At 72.4% G+C, this 18241-nt stretch carries 9 protein-coding genes and 2 pseudogenes; 9 read left to right on the top strand and 2 right to left on the bottom strand.

Annotated features, from left to right (window positions below):
- The first annotated feature begins 104 nt into the window (after nt 1–104).
- From OJJOAM_RS09460 to pbpC, 3 genes and pseudogenes are all read left to right on the top strand, one after another.
- A pseudogene (locus OJJOAM_RS09460) lies at nt 105–6401 on the top strand (alpha-2-macroglobulin family protein).
- A 29-nt stretch (nt 6402–6430) separates the two neighbouring features.
- The gene (locus tag OJJOAM_RS09465; RefSeq protein ID WP_422649552.1) at nt 6431–7111 is read left to right on the top strand and encodes a lysoplasmalogenase; all 681 of its coding nucleotides are present in this window, start codon (nt 6431–6433) and stop codon (nt 7109–7111) included.
- An 86-nt stretch (nt 7112–7197) separates the two neighbouring features.
- Nucleotides 7198–9636 carry a penicillin-binding protein 1C gene (gene pbpC, locus OJJOAM_RS09470; protein ID WP_422649553.1) on the top strand — a complete coding sequence of 813 codons (2439 nt, stop codon included), beginning with the start codon at nt 7198–7200 and terminating at the stop codon, nt 9634–9636.
- Here pbpC and OJJOAM_RS09475 read toward each other — a convergent pair.
- On the bottom strand, nt 9583–9897 hold the full coding sequence (locus tag OJJOAM_RS09475) for a hypothetical protein (RefSeq protein ID WP_422647810.1): 315 nt from the start codon (nt 9895–9897) through the stop codon (nt 9583–9585). The genes pbpC and OJJOAM_RS09475 overlap by 54 nt on opposite strands.
- 98 nt (nt 9898–9995) lie before the next feature.
- Here OJJOAM_RS09475 and OJJOAM_RS09480 point away from each other — a divergent pair, with 98 nt between their 5' ends.
- Both OJJOAM_RS09480 and OJJOAM_RS09485 read left to right on the top strand, forming a co-directional pair.
- Entirely contained in the window at nt 9996–10970 is a 975-nt protein-coding gene (locus OJJOAM_RS09480; RefSeq protein WP_422649554.1) for a delta(1)-pyrroline-2-carboxylate reductase family protein, read from the top strand.
- A gap of 215 nt (nt 10971–11185) precedes the next feature.
- On the top strand, nt 11186–11914 hold the full coding sequence (locus OJJOAM_RS09485) for an OmpW/AlkL family protein (protein WP_422647811.1): 729 nt from the start codon (nt 11186–11188) through the stop codon (nt 11912–11914).
- Nucleotides 11915–11971: 57 nt separating this feature from the next.
- Here OJJOAM_RS09485 and OJJOAM_RS09490 read toward each other — a convergent pair whose 3' ends face one another.
- Nucleotides 11972–12166, bottom strand: coding sequence for a heavy-metal-associated domain-containing protein (locus tag OJJOAM_RS09490; protein WP_422647812.1), 195 nt, complete (start codon nt 12164–12166; stop codon nt 11972–11974).
- A gap of 242 nt (nt 12167–12408) precedes the next feature.
- On the opposite strand from OJJOAM_RS09490, the pseudogene OJJOAM_RS09495 reads away from it, so the two are divergent.
- From OJJOAM_RS09495 to OJJOAM_RS09510, 4 genes and pseudogenes are all read left to right on the top strand, one after another.
- Nucleotides 12409–14944, top strand: a pseudogene (locus OJJOAM_RS09495) (heavy metal translocating P-type ATPase).
- A 20-nt stretch (nt 14945–14964) separates the two neighbouring features.
- The gene (cueR, locus tag OJJOAM_RS09500) at nt 14965–15459 is read left to right on the top strand and encodes a Cu(I)-responsive transcriptional regulator (RefSeq protein WP_149317460.1); all 495 of its coding nucleotides are present in this window, start codon (nt 14965–14967) and stop codon (nt 15457–15459) included.
- 50 nt (nt 15460–15509) lie between these two features.
- Entirely contained in the window at nt 15510–16400 is an 891-nt protein-coding gene (locus OJJOAM_RS09505) for an alpha/beta hydrolase (protein ID WP_422647813.1), read from the top strand.
- A 146-nt stretch (nt 16401–16546) separates the two neighbouring features.
- Nucleotides 16547–18166 (top strand): GMC family oxidoreductase, encoded by a 1620-nt coding sequence (locus OJJOAM_RS09510; RefSeq protein ID WP_422647814.1) that lies wholly within the window; start codon nt 16547–16549, stop codon nt 18164–18166.
- The last annotated feature ends 75 nt before the right edge of the window (nt 18167–18241 follow it).

Consider the following 18241-nt stretch of genomic DNA (forward strand, 5'->3'; position numbering starts at 1 on the left):
GAGGGATCAGATGCGAGACCGGGCCACGGGCGTTGGCGGGGGAAGGGGACATGCAGGGAGCGGCGGACGCAGCGTCGGACTTGGCGGCACAGATGGCGGCAGCCATGGCCTCGGCCGTCCCGGCAAGCCTGGCGAGGCCCGGTGCCCGCAGGCCGGATCGCCGGCGCCTGTTCGCGCCTGCCCTGGCCGCATGTGCGCTGGCGCTCGGCACCCAGGCCGCACTGGCGACCCAACTGACCCGTATTTCGCCGGAAGGCCAGGTTTCCAAGGTCCGCCAGGTCACGCTGCGCTTCGACCAGTCGATGGTGCCGCTGGGCGACCTGCGCGCGACCGCGCCGGCTGCCGTGCAATGTACCGGCGCCACGCCGGCGGACGTCAGCGGCGAAGGCCGTTGGGTCGACGACCGCAACTGGGTGTTCGACTTCGTCCGCGACCTGCCGCCCGGCGTGTCGTGCACGGTCCGGCTGCGCGCCGGGCTGAAGAGCCAGGCCGGCCAGGACTATCGCGGCAAGTCCGAATACCGCTTCGAGACCGGCGGTCCGATCGTGGTGTCCAGCCGCCCCTCCGGCGGCGAGATCGAGGAGGACCAGGTCTTCGCGCTGCGCTTCAACGGTCCGGCCACGCCCGAGTCGGTGCGCCAGCATGCCTGGTGCCAGGCACAGGGCGTCGGCGAAATGATTCCGGTGCGGCTGGTCACCGGCGCGGACCGCGAGGCGGTGCTCAAGGCGCTGGGCTGGAAGCCGCGCGGCGCCGACAGCGTGCATCTGCTGGCCTGCCAGCAGCGGCTGCCGGCCGGGGCCAAGATGGAACTGCTGCTGACGCCGGGCATCGCCACGCCGTCGGGCCTGGCGAGCAAGGAAGGGCGCCGCTTCGAATACCGTGTGCGCGAGCCGTTTACCGCCAGCTTCAGCTGCGAGCGCGAGAACGCGCAGGCGCCCTGCACGCCGCTGCGGCCGATCACGCTCGAATTCTCGGCGCCGATCGCGCGCCGCGCGGCCGAATCGGTGGTGCTGCGCACGCCGTCGGGACCGGTGGCGCCGAAGCTGGAGGCGAACCTGGCGGCCGATGCCACGGTCACCTCGCTGCGCTTCGAGCCGCCGTTCGCCGAGAACGCCAATCTGACACTCGAGTTGCCGTCCGGCCTGAAGGACGAAAGCGGCCGGCCGCTGAACAATGCCGACCTGTTTCCGTTGCGCGTAGCCACCGCGCCGATGCCGCCGCTGGCCAAGTTCGCCGCGGCGCCGTTCGGCGTGATCGAGCGCTTCGGCGAGGTACCGAAGCGCCAGGCGGACAAGCCGGCCGACTATCCGCCGCTGCTGCCGGTCACGCTGCGCCATGTAGAGCGTGAACTGAAAGTGCTCGGCGTGCGCGCCGAGGCGGGCATGGTCAGCCGGGTCCGGGTCGACGACGATGCCGCGGTGCTGCGCTGGCTGGCGCTGGTGCGGCGCATGCACGAGACCAGCTGGACCCGCGCCGAACTCGACGCGATCCTGGCCGGCAAGCCGCCGTCGGCGGCCCGCATTCCGCGCAACGCGCCGCAGGTGGAAACGCGCGCCGTGTCGCTGCTGGCCGGGGTGCCCGGCGTGCGCAAGCTGGCCGTGCCGGCCTCGGTGGGCGAGGGCGCCAGCCGGCCGTTCGAGGTGGTCGGCATTCCGCTGCCGGAGCCGGGCTTTCACGTGGTCGAGATCGCCTCGCCGAACCTGGGTGCGGCGCTGCTGGGCAAGCCGGCGCCGATGTATGTCCGCACCGCGGCGCTGGTCACCAATCTGGGCGTGCATTTCAAGGCCGGGCGCGACAACGCGATGGCGTGGGTCACCACGCTCGACGGCGGCAAGCCGGTGCGCGAGGCCAGCGTCGCGGTGCGCGACTGCAGCGGCAAGCTGATCGCCACCGCGCGCACCGACGATGCCGGCGTCGCGCGCTTCGGCCGGCTCGGCGATGGCGCCGATGGTGGCGATGGCGCCAGCGGGTCCAGCCGCTATTGCGAGGACACCGGCCTGTCGGGCTACTTCGTCTCGGCGCGCATCGTCGCCGCGCATCCGCAGGCGCGCGGCCAGGCCGACATGGCCTTCGTGATGTCCGACTGGAACCGCGGCATCGAGAGCTGGCGCTTCCATGTGCCGACCGATACCAGCGCCACGCCGACCGTGCGCGCGCATACGGTGTTCGACCGCACGCTGCTGTCGTCGGGCGAGACCGTCTCGATGAAGCACTACCTGCGCGTCGAGACCGCGAACGGCTTCGCGCTGCCCCCGGGCGGCGCCGGCGAGTCCGGACAGTGGCCCGACAAGCTGGTGATCCGCCACGAGGGCAGCGGGCAGACCTACGAGCAGCCGCTGCAATGGCGCACCACCGCCTCGGGCGGGCGCAGCGCCGAGAGCCGCTTCGCGTTGCCGCCCGCCGCCAAGCTGGGCCGCTATACGGTGGAGCTGGCCGACGCGCGCCAGCGCAGCTACGACAGCGGCGCCTTCCGAGTCGAGGCCTTCCGCCTGCCGGTGCTGGCCGGCACGGTGCGCGCCGCGGCCGCCGGCGGTGCCCAGGCGCTGGTCGCGCCGAAGTCGCTGCCGCTCGATGTCGAGGTGCACTACGTCTCCGGCGGCGCGGCGGCGGGTTTGCCGGTGCGGGTGTCCGCGCTGCTGCGCGACCGTATGCCGCGCTTTGCCGATGCCCCCGGCTACAGCTTCGATACGCCGCGCGCGCCGGACGAGCAGCGCGAGGAGTCCGACGAGGTAGAAGACGCGGACACCGGCCGGTCGCCGGCGCAGGATGGCCAGACGCTGATCGCCGACAAGCGCGCGCTGACGCTGGACGCCAACGGCGGCGGCCGCCTGACGCTCGACACGTTGCCGGCCGTGACCGCGCCGCGCGATCTGCTGGTCGAGGCGGCCTTCGCCGATCCCAACGGCGAGATCCAGACGCTGCGGCAGACGCTGCCGCTGTGGCCCGCGGCGGTGGTCGCCGGCATTCGCGCCGACGACTGGGTCGCGGTCAAGCGCCAGGCCACGGTGCAGGGCATCGCCTTCGATATCGACGGCAAGCCGCGCGCCGGCGTGCCGATGGAGGTGCATGCGCGCGCCCGCATCACGACCTCGGCGCGCAAGCGCGTGGTCGGCGGTTTCTATCGCTACGACAACCGCACCGAGGTGCGCGACCTGGGCAAGGTCTGCGAGGCGAAGACCGATGCGCGCGGCCGCATGCAGTGCGCGGTGACGCTGGAGCAGGCCGGCGAAGTCGAACTGATCGCCCGTGCCCGCGACGATGCGGGCCGCGTCTCCGAAGCGGCCACCAGCGTGTGGGTCACCGGCCAGGGCGAGCTGTGGTTCGGCGGCGAGAACCACGACCGCATCGACGTGCTGCCCGAGCGGCCGTCCTATGCGCCCGGCGATACCGCGCGCTTCCAGGTACGGATGCCGTTCCGCCAGGCCACCGCGCTGGTGGCCGTCGAACGCGAGGGCATCCTCGAGACCAGCGTGGTGACGCTGGCCGGCAAGGACCCGACCGTCAGCGTCAAGGTCAAGCCCGAATGGGGGCCGAACGTCTACGTGTCGGTGCTGGCGCTGCGCGGACGCCTTGCACGAGGTGCCCTGGTATTCCTTTTTCACCTGGGGATGGCGCGAGCCGCGCGAATGGTGGCGCGCCTTCCGCAGCGAGGGGCGCGAGTACGTCGCGCCGACCCCGCTGGTCGATCTGTCCAAGCCGGCGTTCCGGCTCGGGCTGGCCGAGATCCGGGTCGGCAACGAGGCGCACCGGCTCGACGTCAAGGTCGCCACCGACCGCGCCAGCTACCCGGTGCGAGGACAGGCCAAGGTGACGGTGCAGGTCACGCTGCCGGACGGCAAGCCGGCCGCCAACGGCGAGGTCGCGCTGGCCGCGGTCGACGAGGCGCTGCTGGAACTGATGCCCAATACCAGCTGGAACTTGCTCGAGGCGATGCTGCAGCGGCGCAGCTACGGGGTGGAAACGGCAACCGCGCAGATGGAGATCGTCGGGCGGCGTCACTATGGCCGCAAAGCGGTGCCCACCGGTGGTGGCGGCGGCAAGAATCCGACCCGCGAACTGTTCGACACGCTGCTGCTGTGGAACCCGCGCGTGCAGCTCGACGCGGCCGGCAAGGCCGCGCTGACGGTGCCGCTGAACGATTCGCTGACGCGCTTTCGCATCGTCGCGATCGCCGATCTCGGCGTTTCGCGCTTCGGCACCGGCAGCGCCACCGTGGCGGCGACGCAGGATCTGCAGCTGATCTCGGGTTTGCCGCCGCTGGTGCGCGAGGGCGATCGTTACCGCGCGATGTTTACGCTGCGCAATACCACGGCGCGCGCGATGACGGTGCAGGTCAGCGCGCGCAGCGTGGCGGCCGGTGCGGGCGGTAGGGGCGGCGCCAATGCCGGCGCTGCTGCCGGTGTCGCCTCCGGTGCTGCCTCCGCGGCTGCTTCTACTGCCGCCTCGGGCGCCCCGGCCACCGATGCGGCAGCCAACCCGGGTACCGCAGCGCTGCCCACGCAGACGGTATCGATTCCGGCCGGACAGGCGCGCGAGATTGGCTGGGACGTGGTCGCGCCGCTGATCGCGCAGGGCAGCGGCCAGGCCACCGCCACCGAGAGCGAGATGCAGTGGGAAATCGTGGCGACCGAACAAAGCAAAGGCGAGGGCAAGGGCGGCGGCACGGGGGCCACGGGCGGCACGGGCGGCGACGGTCCCGCCTCCGACCGCATCCGCATCGGCCAGCGGCTGGCCGCGGCGGTACCGCTGACCGTGCAGCAGGGCACGCTGGCCCAGCTGGCGCCGGGCCTGTCGGCGCCGGTCCGCGCGCCCGCGGCCGCGCTGCGCGATCCCTCGGGGGGCACCGCGCGGCGGCCTGCAGATCGGCCTGCAATCGTCGCTGGCCGGCGGCCTGCCCGGCGTGCGCGACTGGTTCGCGCGCTATCCGTACTACCTGCCTGGAACAGCGTGCGTCGAAGGCCGTGGGCCTGGGCGACGCCGCCGGCTGGCAGGCGCTGATGGCGCAGCTGCCGGCCTATCAGGACGACGACGGGCTGGTCGCCTATTTCCCGATGCAGGGCGACGCGGTGCGGGACGGCGGCAGCGAGGTGCTGACCGCCTATCTGCTGGCGCTGGCCGACGAGGCGCATCGCGCCGGGCTACCGCTGCAACTGCCGGCGCAGGCGCGCGAGCGGATGGAGCAGGCGCTGGCCGCCTTCGTCGAGGGCCGGCTGCAGCGCCGCCCTTGGGCGCCGACCGCGGACCTGGAGATCCGCAAGCTGGCCGCGCTCGAGGCGCTGTCGCGCGGCGGCAAGGCGCAGGCCCGCATGCTCGGCTCAATCCAGATCGCGCCGCAGCAGTGGCCGACGTCGGCGCTGCTGGACTGGACGGCGCTGCTGCAGCGCCTGCCCGATGTGCCCCAGCGCGACGCCCGGCTGGCCGAGGCGCAGCGCCTGCTGCGCGCGCGGCTGGACCTGCAGGGCACGCGGCTGGCGTTCTCGACCGAGCGCGACGACCACTGGTGGTGGCTGATGGCGGGCGGCGACATCAACGCCGCGCGGCTGCTGACGCTGGCGCTGGAACTGCCCGAGTGGCGCGAGGATGCGCCGCGGCTGGCCAGCGGCCTGCTGGGCCGGCAGAACGCCGGCGCGTGGAACACCACCAATGCCAATGCCTGGGGCGTGCTGGCGGTGCGCCGGTTCGCGCAGGTTTTCGAGCGCGAGCCGGTCGGCGGCGCCACGCGCGTGACGCTGGGCGAGGCCGCGCGCAATTTCGACTGGCGCTCGGCCGCGACCGGCAAGGATGGCGTCGCGACGGGCGCGCTGATGCTGCCGTGGCCCGCGCAGCCGTCACAGCCGCCCCAGCCGCCACAGCCGCCCCAGCCCGCTCCGTCCGCCGCCCCGGCCACGCTGCAGCTGCAGCACGAGGGCGCCGGCAGGCCGTGGGCGACGGTACGCGCGCTGGCCGCGGTGCCGCTGGCCGAACCGATCGCCGCCGGCTACCGCATCCGTCGCAGCGTCAGCGCGGTCGAGCAGGCCACGCCGGGACGCTGGTCGCGCGGCGACATCTATCGCGTCAAGCTGGAGATCGACGCGCAGGCCGACATGACCTGGGTCGTGGTCAGCGATCCGGTGCCCGGGGGCGCCACCATCCTCGGCAGCGGGCTGGGCCGCGATTCGCAGATCGCCACGCGCGGCGAGCGCCGCACCGGCGCCTGGCCGGCATTCAGCGAGCGCACGCCGCAGGCCTACCGCGAGTACTACGCCCATCTGCCGAAGGGCTCGGCGACCATCGAGTACACCGTACGGCTGAACAACGCCGGCGAGTTCGCGCTGCCGCCGACCCGCGTGGAGGCGATGTACGCGCCCGAGGTGTTCGGCGCGGCGCCCAATGCGCGCCTGACCGTGGGGCCGCGTTCGTGAGCGATGTCCTCGAACGGCGCGGCTGGACGATGCCGCCGCGGGTGCGCGAATGGTGGATGGCCGGCGCCGTGGCCGGCACCATCTACGGCACGCTGCTGGTCAGCGCCGCGCTGGAGCTGCCGCCCGGCACGCCGCTGGCGGGCAGCTTCGCCTGGCAGCCGGCGTGGAAGACCGCGATGGTGCTGCTGCTGGCGCGCGCGGCGTGGTTCCATCCGCTACGGCGCGAGCGCCGCTGGCTGATCGCGGCGCTGCTGTTCTCCGCGCTGGGCGATCTGCTGCTGGCGGTGCCGTGGCTGCCGTTCTCCTTCGTCGGCGGGCTGGGATTCTTCCTGCTGGCGCACCTGGCCTATCTCGCGCTGCTGTTGCCGCTGGTGGGCGACGACCGCCCGCATCGGCTGCTCGCCTGCGGCGCGGTGATCGGTGCGGTCGGCACGCTGCTGGGGCGCTTCTGGCCGAACCTCGGCGCACTGACGGTCGAGGTTTGCGCCTATGTCGTTGCGCTGACCGCGATGGCCTGCGCGGCGCTGCTGGCGCGGCTGCCGACGCCGCTGGCGGCGCTCGGCGCGCTGTGCTTCGTCGTGTCCGATGCGCTGGTCGGCATCGCGCGCTTCCTGTCGCCGTTCGATCGCTTCGAACTGGGCATCTGGTGGACCTATGCCGCGGCCCAGCTGCTGCTGGTCGCGGGCATCGTCGCGGGGCGGCGGCCATGAAACAGCGGACCGGACCGCTCGGCGTGCTGCGCGCGGCCAGGGCCGCGGCACTGCCGTGCGCGATGCCGTGTTTTCTGTGGTTCCGGATGCGGTTCGTGCTGCTGTTCGCGGTCTTGTTCGCGGCGTCGTTCGCGGTACCGTCCGCGCCGGCGTCCGCCGAGGCGCTGCCCGGCTTCGAGCAGGTGCGCGAGCGCTACCGCAGCGCCGACGTGATCGTGCGCGACCGCCATGGCGAACCGGTCGCCACGGTGCGGACCGATTTCAGCGCGCGGCGCGGGCAATGGGTGTCGCTCGACGAGATCTCGCCAGCGGTGCGCACCGCCATCGTGCTGTCGGAGGACCGGCGCTTCTACCAGCACAGCGGCGTCGACTGGCAGGGCGTGGCCGGGGCGGCCTGGGCCAACCTGTGGAACACGCGCACGCGCGGCGCCTCGACGCTGACGATGCAGCTGGCGGCGCTGCTCGACGACGACCTGCGCCGCGGCGCGGGCGGACGCAGCGCGGCGCAGAAGATGAGCCAGGCCTGGCGCGCGGCGCGGCTCGAACACGGCTGGAGCAAGAGCCAGATCCTCGAGGCCTATCTGAACCTGGTGCCGCTGCGCGGCGAACTGGTCGGCCTGACGGCGCTGTCGCACGCGCTGTTCGGCAAGCTGCCGAGCGGACTCGACGCACGCGAGGCGGCGCTGGCCGTGGCGCTGGTGCGCGCGCCCAATGCCGCGCCGGCGCGGGTCACGCAGCGGGCCTGCCAGATCCTGCGCGAGATGGGGCAGCCCGCGGGCTGCAGCGGGCTGGACGGCTTCACGCAACTGGCGCTGGCACGCGCCGCCATGCCGGGCACCGGGCCGGGCCGCGCGCAACTGGCGCCGCACCTGGGCCGCCTGCTGGTCGAACGGGTCGCGCAGGGCGTGCCGGAAGTTCAGGGCGCGCAGGGCGTGCGGGGCGGCCAAGGCGGCCAGGGCGTGAGAGACGCGGCATGGACGCCGCCGGCCGCGATCGACTCGACGCTGGACGCCGGCGTGCAGCGGCTGGCGATGGCCAGCCTGCAGCGGCATCTGCGCGAGCTCGCCGGACGGCACGTCGAGGACGGCGCGGTGGTGGTGCTCGACAACGCCAGCGGCGACGTGCTGGCCTATGTGGGCTCGTCGGGCGCGCTGTCGGGGGCCGCGCAGGTCGATCATGCGGCCGCGCTGCGCCAGGCCGGCTCGACGCTCAAGCCCTTCCTGTATGCGCAGGCGCTGGAGGAGCGGCGCCTGACCGCCGCCTCGCTGCTGGACGACCGGCCGGTCAACCTGCCGACCGGCGGCGGCCTCTACATTCCCCGCAACTACGACGGCCGCTATGGCGGCTGGGTCAGCATGCGCGCGGCGCTGGCCGGTTCGCTCAATGTGCCGGCGGTGCGCACGCTGGTGATGGTGACCCCGCACCGCTTCCATCGGCGCCTGGTCGCGCTCGGGCTGCCGCTGACCGAGGCCGGCGACTACTACGGCTACAGCCTGGCGCTGGGCAGCGCCGACGTGTCGCTGCTGACGCTGACCAATGCCTACCGGACGCTGGCCAACCAGGGCCGGCAGGCGCCGGTGCGGATGCGGCTGGCCGAGCCGGCGCCCCGGCCGGTGGCCGTGATGTCGGCGGCCGCGACCCATGTGATCGGCGACGTGCTGTCCGACCGGCATGCGCGCGCGCGGACCTTCGGCCTCGACAGTCCGCTGACCACGCGCTTCTGGACCGCGGTCAAGACCGGCACCAGCAAGGACATGCGCGACAACTGGTGCATCGGCTGGTCGCAGCACTACACGGTCGGGGTCTGGGTCGGCAACGCCAGCGGCGCGGCGATGCGCGATGTGTCGGGCGTCTCCGGCGCGGCGCCGGTCTGGCACGAGGTGATGGCCTTCCTGCATCGCGATCGCGCCAGCCGGCCGCCCGCGCTGCCCGCCGGCGTCGAACGCGTGCCGGTGCGGTTCGAGGGCGTACCCGAGCCTGCGCGCGAGGAGGTGTTCCTGGCCGGCACCGCCGTGCCGGTGGTCGCGGTCGGCAGCCATCACGAGGGCGCGCCGGCGGCGCGCAGTGCGGTGGCGAGTGCGGTGCCGAATGTAGCGTCAAATGTAGCGCCGAATGCAGCGCGGAATGCAGTGCCCCATGCAGCGCCCCGCGCAGTGCGCACAGCGACAGACCCCGGCCGCGGCGCGGCGATCGCCAGCCCGGCCGACGGCACCGTCTTCGCCCTCGATCCCGATATTCCGCCGCAGGCGCAGCGCGTCTGGCTGCACGCCGAGGATGTCGCCGGCCGCACCGCGCGGGCGGTGGCCTGGCGGCTCGACGGCAAGCGGCTCGGCCGCGGCGGCAAGCTGGCGTGGTTGCCGTGGCCGGGACGGCATCGGCTCGAACTGGTCGATGCCGCCGGCACGGTGCTCGATACGATCCACATCGAGGTGCGCGGCGCGACCGTACGGGAGGCGGGCGCGCGTGCGCCGTCAGCGCAGGGCAGGGCGGCGGCGCGGCAGGGTGCCACGGCCGAGCGCGGATAATCGTTGCTTGCCGCTTGCCGCTTGCCGCTTGCCGCTTGCCGCTTGCCGCTTGCCGCTTGCCGCTTGCCGCTTGCCGCTTGCCGCTTGCCGCTTGTGCCGCCGCCGTCCGCCGCTCGTCGCTCGTCGGTAGCCGGTCGCCGGTCGCCGGTCGCCGGTCGCCAGTCGCCAGTCGCCAGTCGCCAGTCGCCAGTCGCCGCCGCTCGCGCCGCCCGCCGCCAGCCTGCCGCACCGGTAACGCGTCGCCTCGTCGACCGTCGCCATTCTCGGCATTCCAATATTTTCAGGAGCCTCGATCCGTGCCTACCGAACCGATTGCCTCGCCGACCGCCTCGCAGATCGCCTCACCGACCGCCTCGCCGATGCTGCTCGATGCCGCCCAGACCGCGGCGCGGCTGCCGTATCCCGAACTGGCCGTCGCCATTGCCGACATGCTCGGCGAGCTGCGCGCCGGCACCGCGATGGCCCCGCCCCGGCTGGCGCTGCCGGTCGGCGACGTGACCGCCGCCAGTCCGGAGGGCGAGGGGACGCTGCTGGTGATGCCGGCGCGCAATGCCGACCTCGTGATGACCAAGAACATCACGGTCCATCCCGGCAACCCCGCGCGCGGGCTGCCCAATATCCTCGGCGAAGTGGTGGTGGCCGACGCGCATACCGGCGTGCGGCTGGCGCTGCTCGACGGGCCGACCGTGACCGGGCGCCGCACCGCGGCGGTGTCGCTGCTGGCGGCGCAACGCTTTGCCGCGCGGCCCGACGGCGAGCTGCTGATCGTCGGCGCCGGCGTGCAGGCCACCACGCACCTCGAGGCCTTCGCGGCGGGATTGCCACTGCGGCGGGTCTGGCTGCATTCGCGCACGGCGGACAAGGCCCATGCGCTTGCGGCGCACGCGCGCGGCCTGGGGCTGGAAGCCGAGGTGCTGGAAGCCGTCGGCGAGGTCGAGGCGGTGCTCGCGCGCGTGTCGATGGTGGTCACCGTGACGTCGAGCCGCACGCCGGTGCTGCCGGATCTGGATGCCGGCTGCTGGCGCGACGACCACTTCATTGCCGCGGTCGGCGCGTTCCGGCCGGACATGTGCGAGCTGCCGCCGGCGCTGTGCCGCGGCGCCGAGAAGGCGGGGCGCCTGCTGGCCGATACGCTGTTTGGCATCGAGGACGAGGCCGGCGACCTGCTGCAGGCCGGCATCGACTGGGATGCGGTGCAGCCGTTCGAGACGGCGATCCTGGCCGCGGATGCGATCCGCGCGCGCACCGGCAGTCCGCTGGTGTTCAAGAGCGTGGGCTATGCGTTGTGGGATCTGGCCGCGTGCGCCCTGGCGGTGCGAGCCGCCAACGCATGACGCCGCGGAAGGCATCGGGACACGACCCGGTGTCACATTCCTGAGACACTTCTGACGCCTCTCTCCCCGCCGCGGTGGCCCTTCGGGTACCGCTGATTGCGGTAAACCCTCAATTTAGTGGCGCCCCTCTACAAAATGTATCTAGATTGAAACGATGGCGGCATCCGCAGCGGGATAATGCTGCCCTTGCAGTTGAAAACCACGAAGGAGAGAGGATGTCGCACAAGAAAAAAATCCTGGTGGCTGTCGCGGCCATGGTAGTGGGCGGCGCCGCCCAGGCACAGTCGGCCGGCAGCACCGTCGTCAGCACGGGCTGGTTCCGCGTGATGCCGAACAGCTCGGCCGATCCGATGACCATCGACAGCGTCGGCGGCCGCCCGGTGGGAACGCAGCGTCCCAACACCGGCGCCGATATCAAGGCGGCCAACACGGTTGGCCTGTCGATCGACCATTTCATCACCGACAACATCTCGGCCGAGTTCGTGCTGGGCGTGCCGCCCAAGCACGACGTCGAGGGAGACAAGGGCTACGGCAAGTACGGCAAGCTCGGCACGGTGCGCCAGTGGAGCCCGGCGGTGCTGGTCAAGTACCACTTCCTGGAACCGGCCGCCCGCCTGCGCCCCTACGTCGGCCTGGGCCTGAACTACACCTGGTTCAGCGACGAGACGATTACCAACCAGCAGTTCGTGCGCCGGGAGTTCGGCCCGAACGCCACCATGACCGCCAGCGCCAAGTCGTCGTGGAATCCGGTCTTCAACATCGGCGCCAACTACAAGATCAACGAGCGCTGGCATGTCGGCCTGTCGGTGTCCTACCTGCCGCTGGACACCACCGCGACCCTGGTCACGCGCAATACCGCACTCGGCGGCGCAACCGTGGTGTCGCACACCAAGATCAAGATCAATCCGATCGTGACCTTCCTGAACGTCGGCTACCGCTTCTGAGCGTCGCCGACGGGCCGCGTCCGCGTCTGCCTGGAGCGCGGACGCGGTCCCTTCCCGTCAGCCCTTGACCGGATAGCCCGCCAATTCGATGGCCTCGCGCACCTCCTGCGCATCGGCGTCCGATTCCACGCTGACCGCCTGCGCCGCGATATCGGCCGACACGCGGGCGTCGGGATCGACCTGCTTCACCGCGCGCGTGATCGCGCCCACGCAGTGATTGCAGGACATGCCTTCCACTTGAAACTGCATCATCGTTGAACTCCTGGGTATCGGTGAAATGGGCCCGGATCTCCGTCGTTCCCGCGCCTGCAGGACCGGGCGGGGGGAATGACCGGATGGTTTCCGGGACGACGGCGCCATTGTGAACCTTCCCATCATGTCAACCGCAAGCCCCGCCTTGCGGCCCCAAAAACTGGCGCATCGGCCTTGACCTTCCTAGCATGGTAAGGTCCAGCATCCAGTGACAGGCTATGTCAACGAGGATGCCAACCGCCATGTCCACGTCTTCCATTCCGCTGTCTCCGGCCCCGGCCGGTACGAATGCCACGCCCGCCGCGCCCGAGTGGCGCCTGCCGATCGAAGGGATGACCTGCGCCTCCTGCGTGCGCCGGGTCGAGAACGCGCTGGCCAAGGTGCCCGGCGTGCGTTCGGTCGCCGTCAACCTCGCCACCGAGGAGGCCACCGTGCAGGCCGACAGCGCCGCGGTGCTGCCCGCTGCGGCCGACGCCGTCGCCGCCGCCGGCTACGCGGTGCCGCGCACCGAGCTGGAACTGACCGTGCGCGAGATGACCTGCGCCTCCTGCGTCGGCCGCGTCGAGCGGGCGCTGCGTGCGGTGCCGGGCGTGGTCGACGCCCAGGTCAATCTGGCCACCGAGCGCGCCCTGGTGACGCTGGTCGGCGGCAGCCCGGCCGACATGCTGCCAGCGCTGACCGAGGCCGTGTCCCGCGCGGGCTACGCCGCCGAACCGGTGGCCGAGGGGATGGCCGATGGTGCGGTGGCCGGGAAGGGCACGCCCGCGCGCACCGCCGACTTCTGGTCCGGACCCTGGTCCGTGGCGATCCCCGCCGCGCTGTCGCTGCCGCTGGTCGCGCCGATGGTGCTCGGCTGGTTCGGCATCGCGTGGAACGTGCCGGCGCTGTGGCAATGGCTGCTGGCCACGCCGGTGCAGTTCGTGTTCGGCTGGCGCTTCTATCGCGCCGGCTGGAAGGCGCTGCGCGCCGGCACCGGCAATATGGATCTGCTGGTCGCGCTCGGCACTTCGGCCGCTTACGGCCTGTCGCTGTGGCTGATCTGGCGCGGCGCCGCCGCCCATGGCGAGGGCCATCCGCACCTGTATTTCGAGAGCGCGGCGGTGGTGATCACGCTGGTGCGGCTCGGCAAATGGCTGGAGGTCCGGGCCAAGCGGCAGACCGCGGACGCGATCCGCGCGCTGGCCGCGCTGCGGCCCGATACCGCGCGGGTGCGCCGCGACGGCGTCGACACCACGGTGCCGCTGGCGCAGGTACGGGTCGGCGACGAGGTGGTGGTGCTGCCGGGCGAGCGCATTCCGGTCGACGGCGTGGTGATCGACGGCGACAGCCATGCCGACGAATCGATGCTGACCGGCGAGAGCCTGCCGGTGCCCAAGCATGTCGACGACCGCGTGACCGGCGGCGCCATCAACGGCGAGGGCCGGCTGGTGCTGCGCACCGCCGCGGTCGGCGCGGAAACGGTGCTGGCGCGCATCATCCGCATGGTCGAACACGCGCAGGCGGCCAAGGCGCCGATCCAGCGGCTGGTCGATCGCGTCAGCGCGGTGTTCGTGCCGGTGGTGCTGGCGATCGCGCTGGTGACGCTGCTGGGCTGGGGGGCTGGCGCTGGGCGACTGGCAGTCGGCGCTGCTCAACGCGGTGGCGGTGCTGGTGATCGCCTGCCCGTGCGCGCTGGGCCTGGCCACGCCGACCGCGATCATCGCCGGCACCGGCGCTGGCGCCCAGGCCGGCATCCTGGTCAAGGACGCCGAGGCGCTGGAGACCGCGCATCGCGTCAACGTGGTCGCGTTCGACAAGACCGGCACGCTGACCGTCGGGCAGCCCGAGGTGGTGGCGCTGCTGTCCGCGGAGGGAGCGGCAGGCAGCGCGGAGCCGCGCGACGACGCATCGTCGCTGCTGCTGTCGCGGCTGGCCGCGCTGCAGGCCGGCAGCGAACATCCGCTGGCCCGGGCGGTGCTGCACGCCGCCGAGCAACGTGCGCTGGCGGTGCCGGTCGCGAGCGAACTGCGCGCGCTGCCGGGCCGCGGCATCAGCGGGCGCATCGACGGCGTCGCCTGGGCGCTCGGCAGCGAGCGGCTGCGCAAGGAGCTGGGCGCGTCGCTGGACGAGGACTCCGAACTGCAGCGCGAGGCCGAGGCGCTGCGCCTGGCCGGACGCACGGTGTCGTGGCTGATCGCGATCGATACGCGCCGCGTCGAAGGACTGGTCGCGTTCGGCGATGCGATCAAGCCGGGCGCGCGCGAAGCGGTGGCGCGCCTGCATGCGGCCGGCGTGCGCACCGTGATGCTGTCGGGCGACAGCCACGGCGCCGCGGCGCAGGTCGCCGAGGCGCTCGGCATCGACGACGTGCAGGCCGAGGTGTTGCCCGAAGACAAGGCGGCGCGCGTGGCCGCGCTCAAGCGCGGCGGTGCGGTGGTCGCGATGGTCGGCGACGGCGTCAACGATGCGCCGGCGCTGGCCGCGGCCGACGTCGGCATCGCGATGTCCACCGGCACCGACGTGGCGATGCACGCGGCCGGCATCACGCTGATGCGCGGCGACCCGGGCCTGGTCGCCGACGCGCTGGCGATGTCGCACCGGACCGTGCGCAAGATCCGGCAGAACCTGTTCTGGGCCTTCGTCTACAACGTGATCGGCATCCCGCTGGCGGCGGCCGGTCTGCTCAGCCCGGTGGTGGCCGGCGCGGCGATGGCGTTCTCGAGCGTCAGCGTGGTCGGCAACGCGCTGCTGCTGCGGCGCTGGCGGCCGGCACCGCGCGACGGGGCCGTGCAGCGCTGAAACCTGGAGGAAGCAAGGCGATGAATATCGGCGAAGCGGCGGCCGCCTCGGGCGTGTCCGCCAAGATGATCCGGCACTACGAATCGATCGGGCTGCTGCCCGAACCGCCGCGCAGCGAAGGGGGCTATCGGCGCTACGACGAGCGCGCGCTGCATACCTTGCGCTTCGTACGGCGCGCCCGTAATCTCGGGTTCTCGCTGGACGAGATCCGCAACCTGCTGCTGCTGTGGCAGGACCGCGGGCGCGCCAGTGCAGACGTCAAGGCACTGACGCTGCGCCACGTCGCCGAGCTGGAAACGCGCATCGCGGAACTGGCGGCCATGCGCGACACGCTGCGCGCGCTGGCCGAGGCGTGCAGCGGCGACGAGCGGCCGGATTGCCCGATCCTCGCCGACTTCGCCGAGCCCGGGAGCGCGCCGTCAGCGGGGGATAGGCGTCACGGCAGTTCGCGCGACGGCAATGCCGACGATGGCAATGCGTCCGACGGCAATGCGCGCCACGCCTGCCACTCTTGAACGCTGACCGGCGTGCGGCCGCGCCGCGCGCCGACGAGGAGAGCGATCGCATGGAAGCATCCCAGAGCGCCGCCATCGCGCCGGCCGACAGCCGCCAGCGCATGCGCGACGGCACCGAGCTGCTGCTGCGTACCTGGCTGCCCGACCCGCAGCTGTGGCCCGAACCGTCGGGCACGCTGCTGCTGGTGCACGGGGTGGCCGAGCACTGCGGGCGCTATGCCCATGTGGCCGCGCGGCTGTGCGCGCTGGGCCTGCGGGTGGTGGCCTACGACCAGCGCGGCCACGGCGCCAGCGGCGGCGCGCGCATGGTGGCCGAGCGGCCCGATGTCTTCCTCGACGATCTGGTGGAGATCTACGACGGCGTGGTGCGGCGCTGGCCCGAACTGCCGATCGTGCTCGGGCACAGCATGGGCGGACTGGTCGCGGCGCGGCTGGCGACCTCGCGCGTGCGGCCGGTGCGCGCGCTGGTGCTGTCCTCGCCGGCGCTGGCGCTGCGTGTGAGCGGCGCGATGCTGACGCTGCAGCGGATGCTGCTGACGCTGGCGCCGAACCTGCGCATACCGAGTCCGATCCGTCCGACCGACCTCAGCCACGATCCCGCCGAAATCGCCAGCTATCGCAGCGATCCGCTGGTGCAGCGCACGCTGACGGCCGGCATCCTGCAGAGCATGCTGCTCGGCATCGAGCGCGCGCAGGCCGATGCGCCGCTGCTCGAGGCGCCCACGCTGCTGCTGGTGGCGGGCGCCGATCGCGTCGTCGATCCGGCGGGCAGCCGGCGCTTCTGCGACAATGCGCCGGCCGACCTGCACGAATGCATCTGGTTCGAGCACGCCTACCACGAGATCTTCAACGAGCAGGCGGCGCTGCGGGCCGAGGTGCTGGACGCGCTGAGCGACTGGCTGCGCCGCCATCTGCAGCCGGTGACGGACACGGAGCGCTGAGGCGCACGCCGACGCGTATGCTGGCGCGATCGCCGATATCGACGCAACGCCAAACGCACGACGCATAATCCCTGACGCCTCAGGCGTGCCGTCCACCCGCGGCGGACGGCCGCACCCCGATCGACTACCCAACCCAGAAGAAGAGCATGGAGACCTACGACTACATCATCGTCGGCGGCGGCACCGCGGGCTGCGTGCTGGCCAACCGGCTGACGCAGGACGCCGACGTCAGCGTGCTGCTGCTCGAGGCGGGCGGCAAGGACGACTACCACTGGATCCATATTCCGGTGGGCTATCTGTACTGCATCGGCAATCCGCGCACCGACTGGATGTACCGCACGGTCGCCGAGCCGGGACTGAACGGCCGCTCGCTGATCTATCCGCGCGGCCGCGTGCTGGGCGGGTGCTCGTCGATCAACGGCATGATCTACATGCGCGGGCAGCGCGAGGACTACGACGAGTGGGCGCGCATCACCGGCGACGACGGCTGGCGCTGGGACAACGTGCTGCCGCTGTTCAAGCGCAGCGAGGACCATCACCGCGGCGCCAACGAGTTTCACGGCGCCGGCGGCGAATGGCGCGTCGAGCCGCAGCGCCTGCGCTGGGACATCCTCGAGCGCTTCATCGACGCGGCCGAGCAGACCGGCATTCCGCGCACCGACGACTTCAACCGCGGCGACAACTTCGGCGTCGGCTACTTCGAGGTCAACCAGCGCCGCGGCATTCGCTGGAACACCTCGAAGGCCTTCCTGCGGCGCGCGTCCGAACGGCCGAACCTGACCATCGTCACCGGCGCGCAGGTCAGCGAGCTGACTTTCGACGGACGCCGCTGCAGCGGCCTGCATTACGTCGGCGGCGGCCAGCCGCATACGGTGGCGGCGCGGCGCGAGGTGATCCTCGCCGCGGGCGCGGTCAACACGCCGCAGCTGCTGGAGCTCTCCGGCATCGGCCAGCCCGAGCGGCTGCAGGCGATGGGCATCCCGGTGCGGCAGGCGCTGCCGGGCGTCGGGGAGAACCTGCAGGACCATCTGCAGCTGCGCATGATCGTCAAGGTCGAGGGCGTGCGCACGCTCAATACGCGAGTCGGCAACTGGTGGGGCAAGCTTGGCATCGGGCTGCAGTACGCGTGGAACCAGAGCGGGCCGATGAGCATGGCGCCGTCGCAGCTCGGCGCGTTCGCGCGCTCGGATCCGGACCAGGCGCGGCCCAATGTCGAGTACCACGTGCAACCGCTGTCGCTCGACAAGTTCGGCGAGCCGCTGCACACCTTCAACGCGTTCACGGCCAGCGTCTGCAATCTGCGGCCGACCTCGCGCGGCAGCGTCCACATCGACAGCCCGGACTTCCGCCAGGCGCCGGTGATCGCGCCCAACTACCTGTCGACCGACGAGGACCGCAAGGTCGCGGCGGACTCGCTTCGGCTGACCCGCCGCATCGTCGCCGCGCCCGCGCTGGCGCCGTACCGTCCGCAGGAATGGCTGCCGGGTCCGCATGTCGAGGACGACGAATCGCTGGCGCGCGCGGCCGGCGATATCGGCACCACGATCTTCCATCCGGTCGGCACCTGCCGCATGGGCAAGGCCGATGATCCGCAGGCGGTGGTCGACCAGCGCCTGCGCGTGATCGGCGTGCAGGGCCTGCGCGTGGTCGATGCCTCGGTGATGCCGCTGATCACCTCGGGCAATACCAATTCGCCGACCATCATGATCGCCGAGCGCGCCAGCGACATGATCCGCGAGGACTGGCGCAGCGGCGCGCGCGGCTGAAGGCACGGACGCGGCCCCACGGTCGGCGCCGCCCGCGTGCGGCGCCGCACCGCTCCCGGCGCGCCTGCCCGCGGC

The organism is Cupriavidus sp. H18C1, assembly GCF_049311595.1.
Classification (GTDB): Bacteria; Pseudomonadota; Gammaproteobacteria; order Burkholderiales; family Burkholderiaceae; genus Cupriavidus; species Cupriavidus cauae.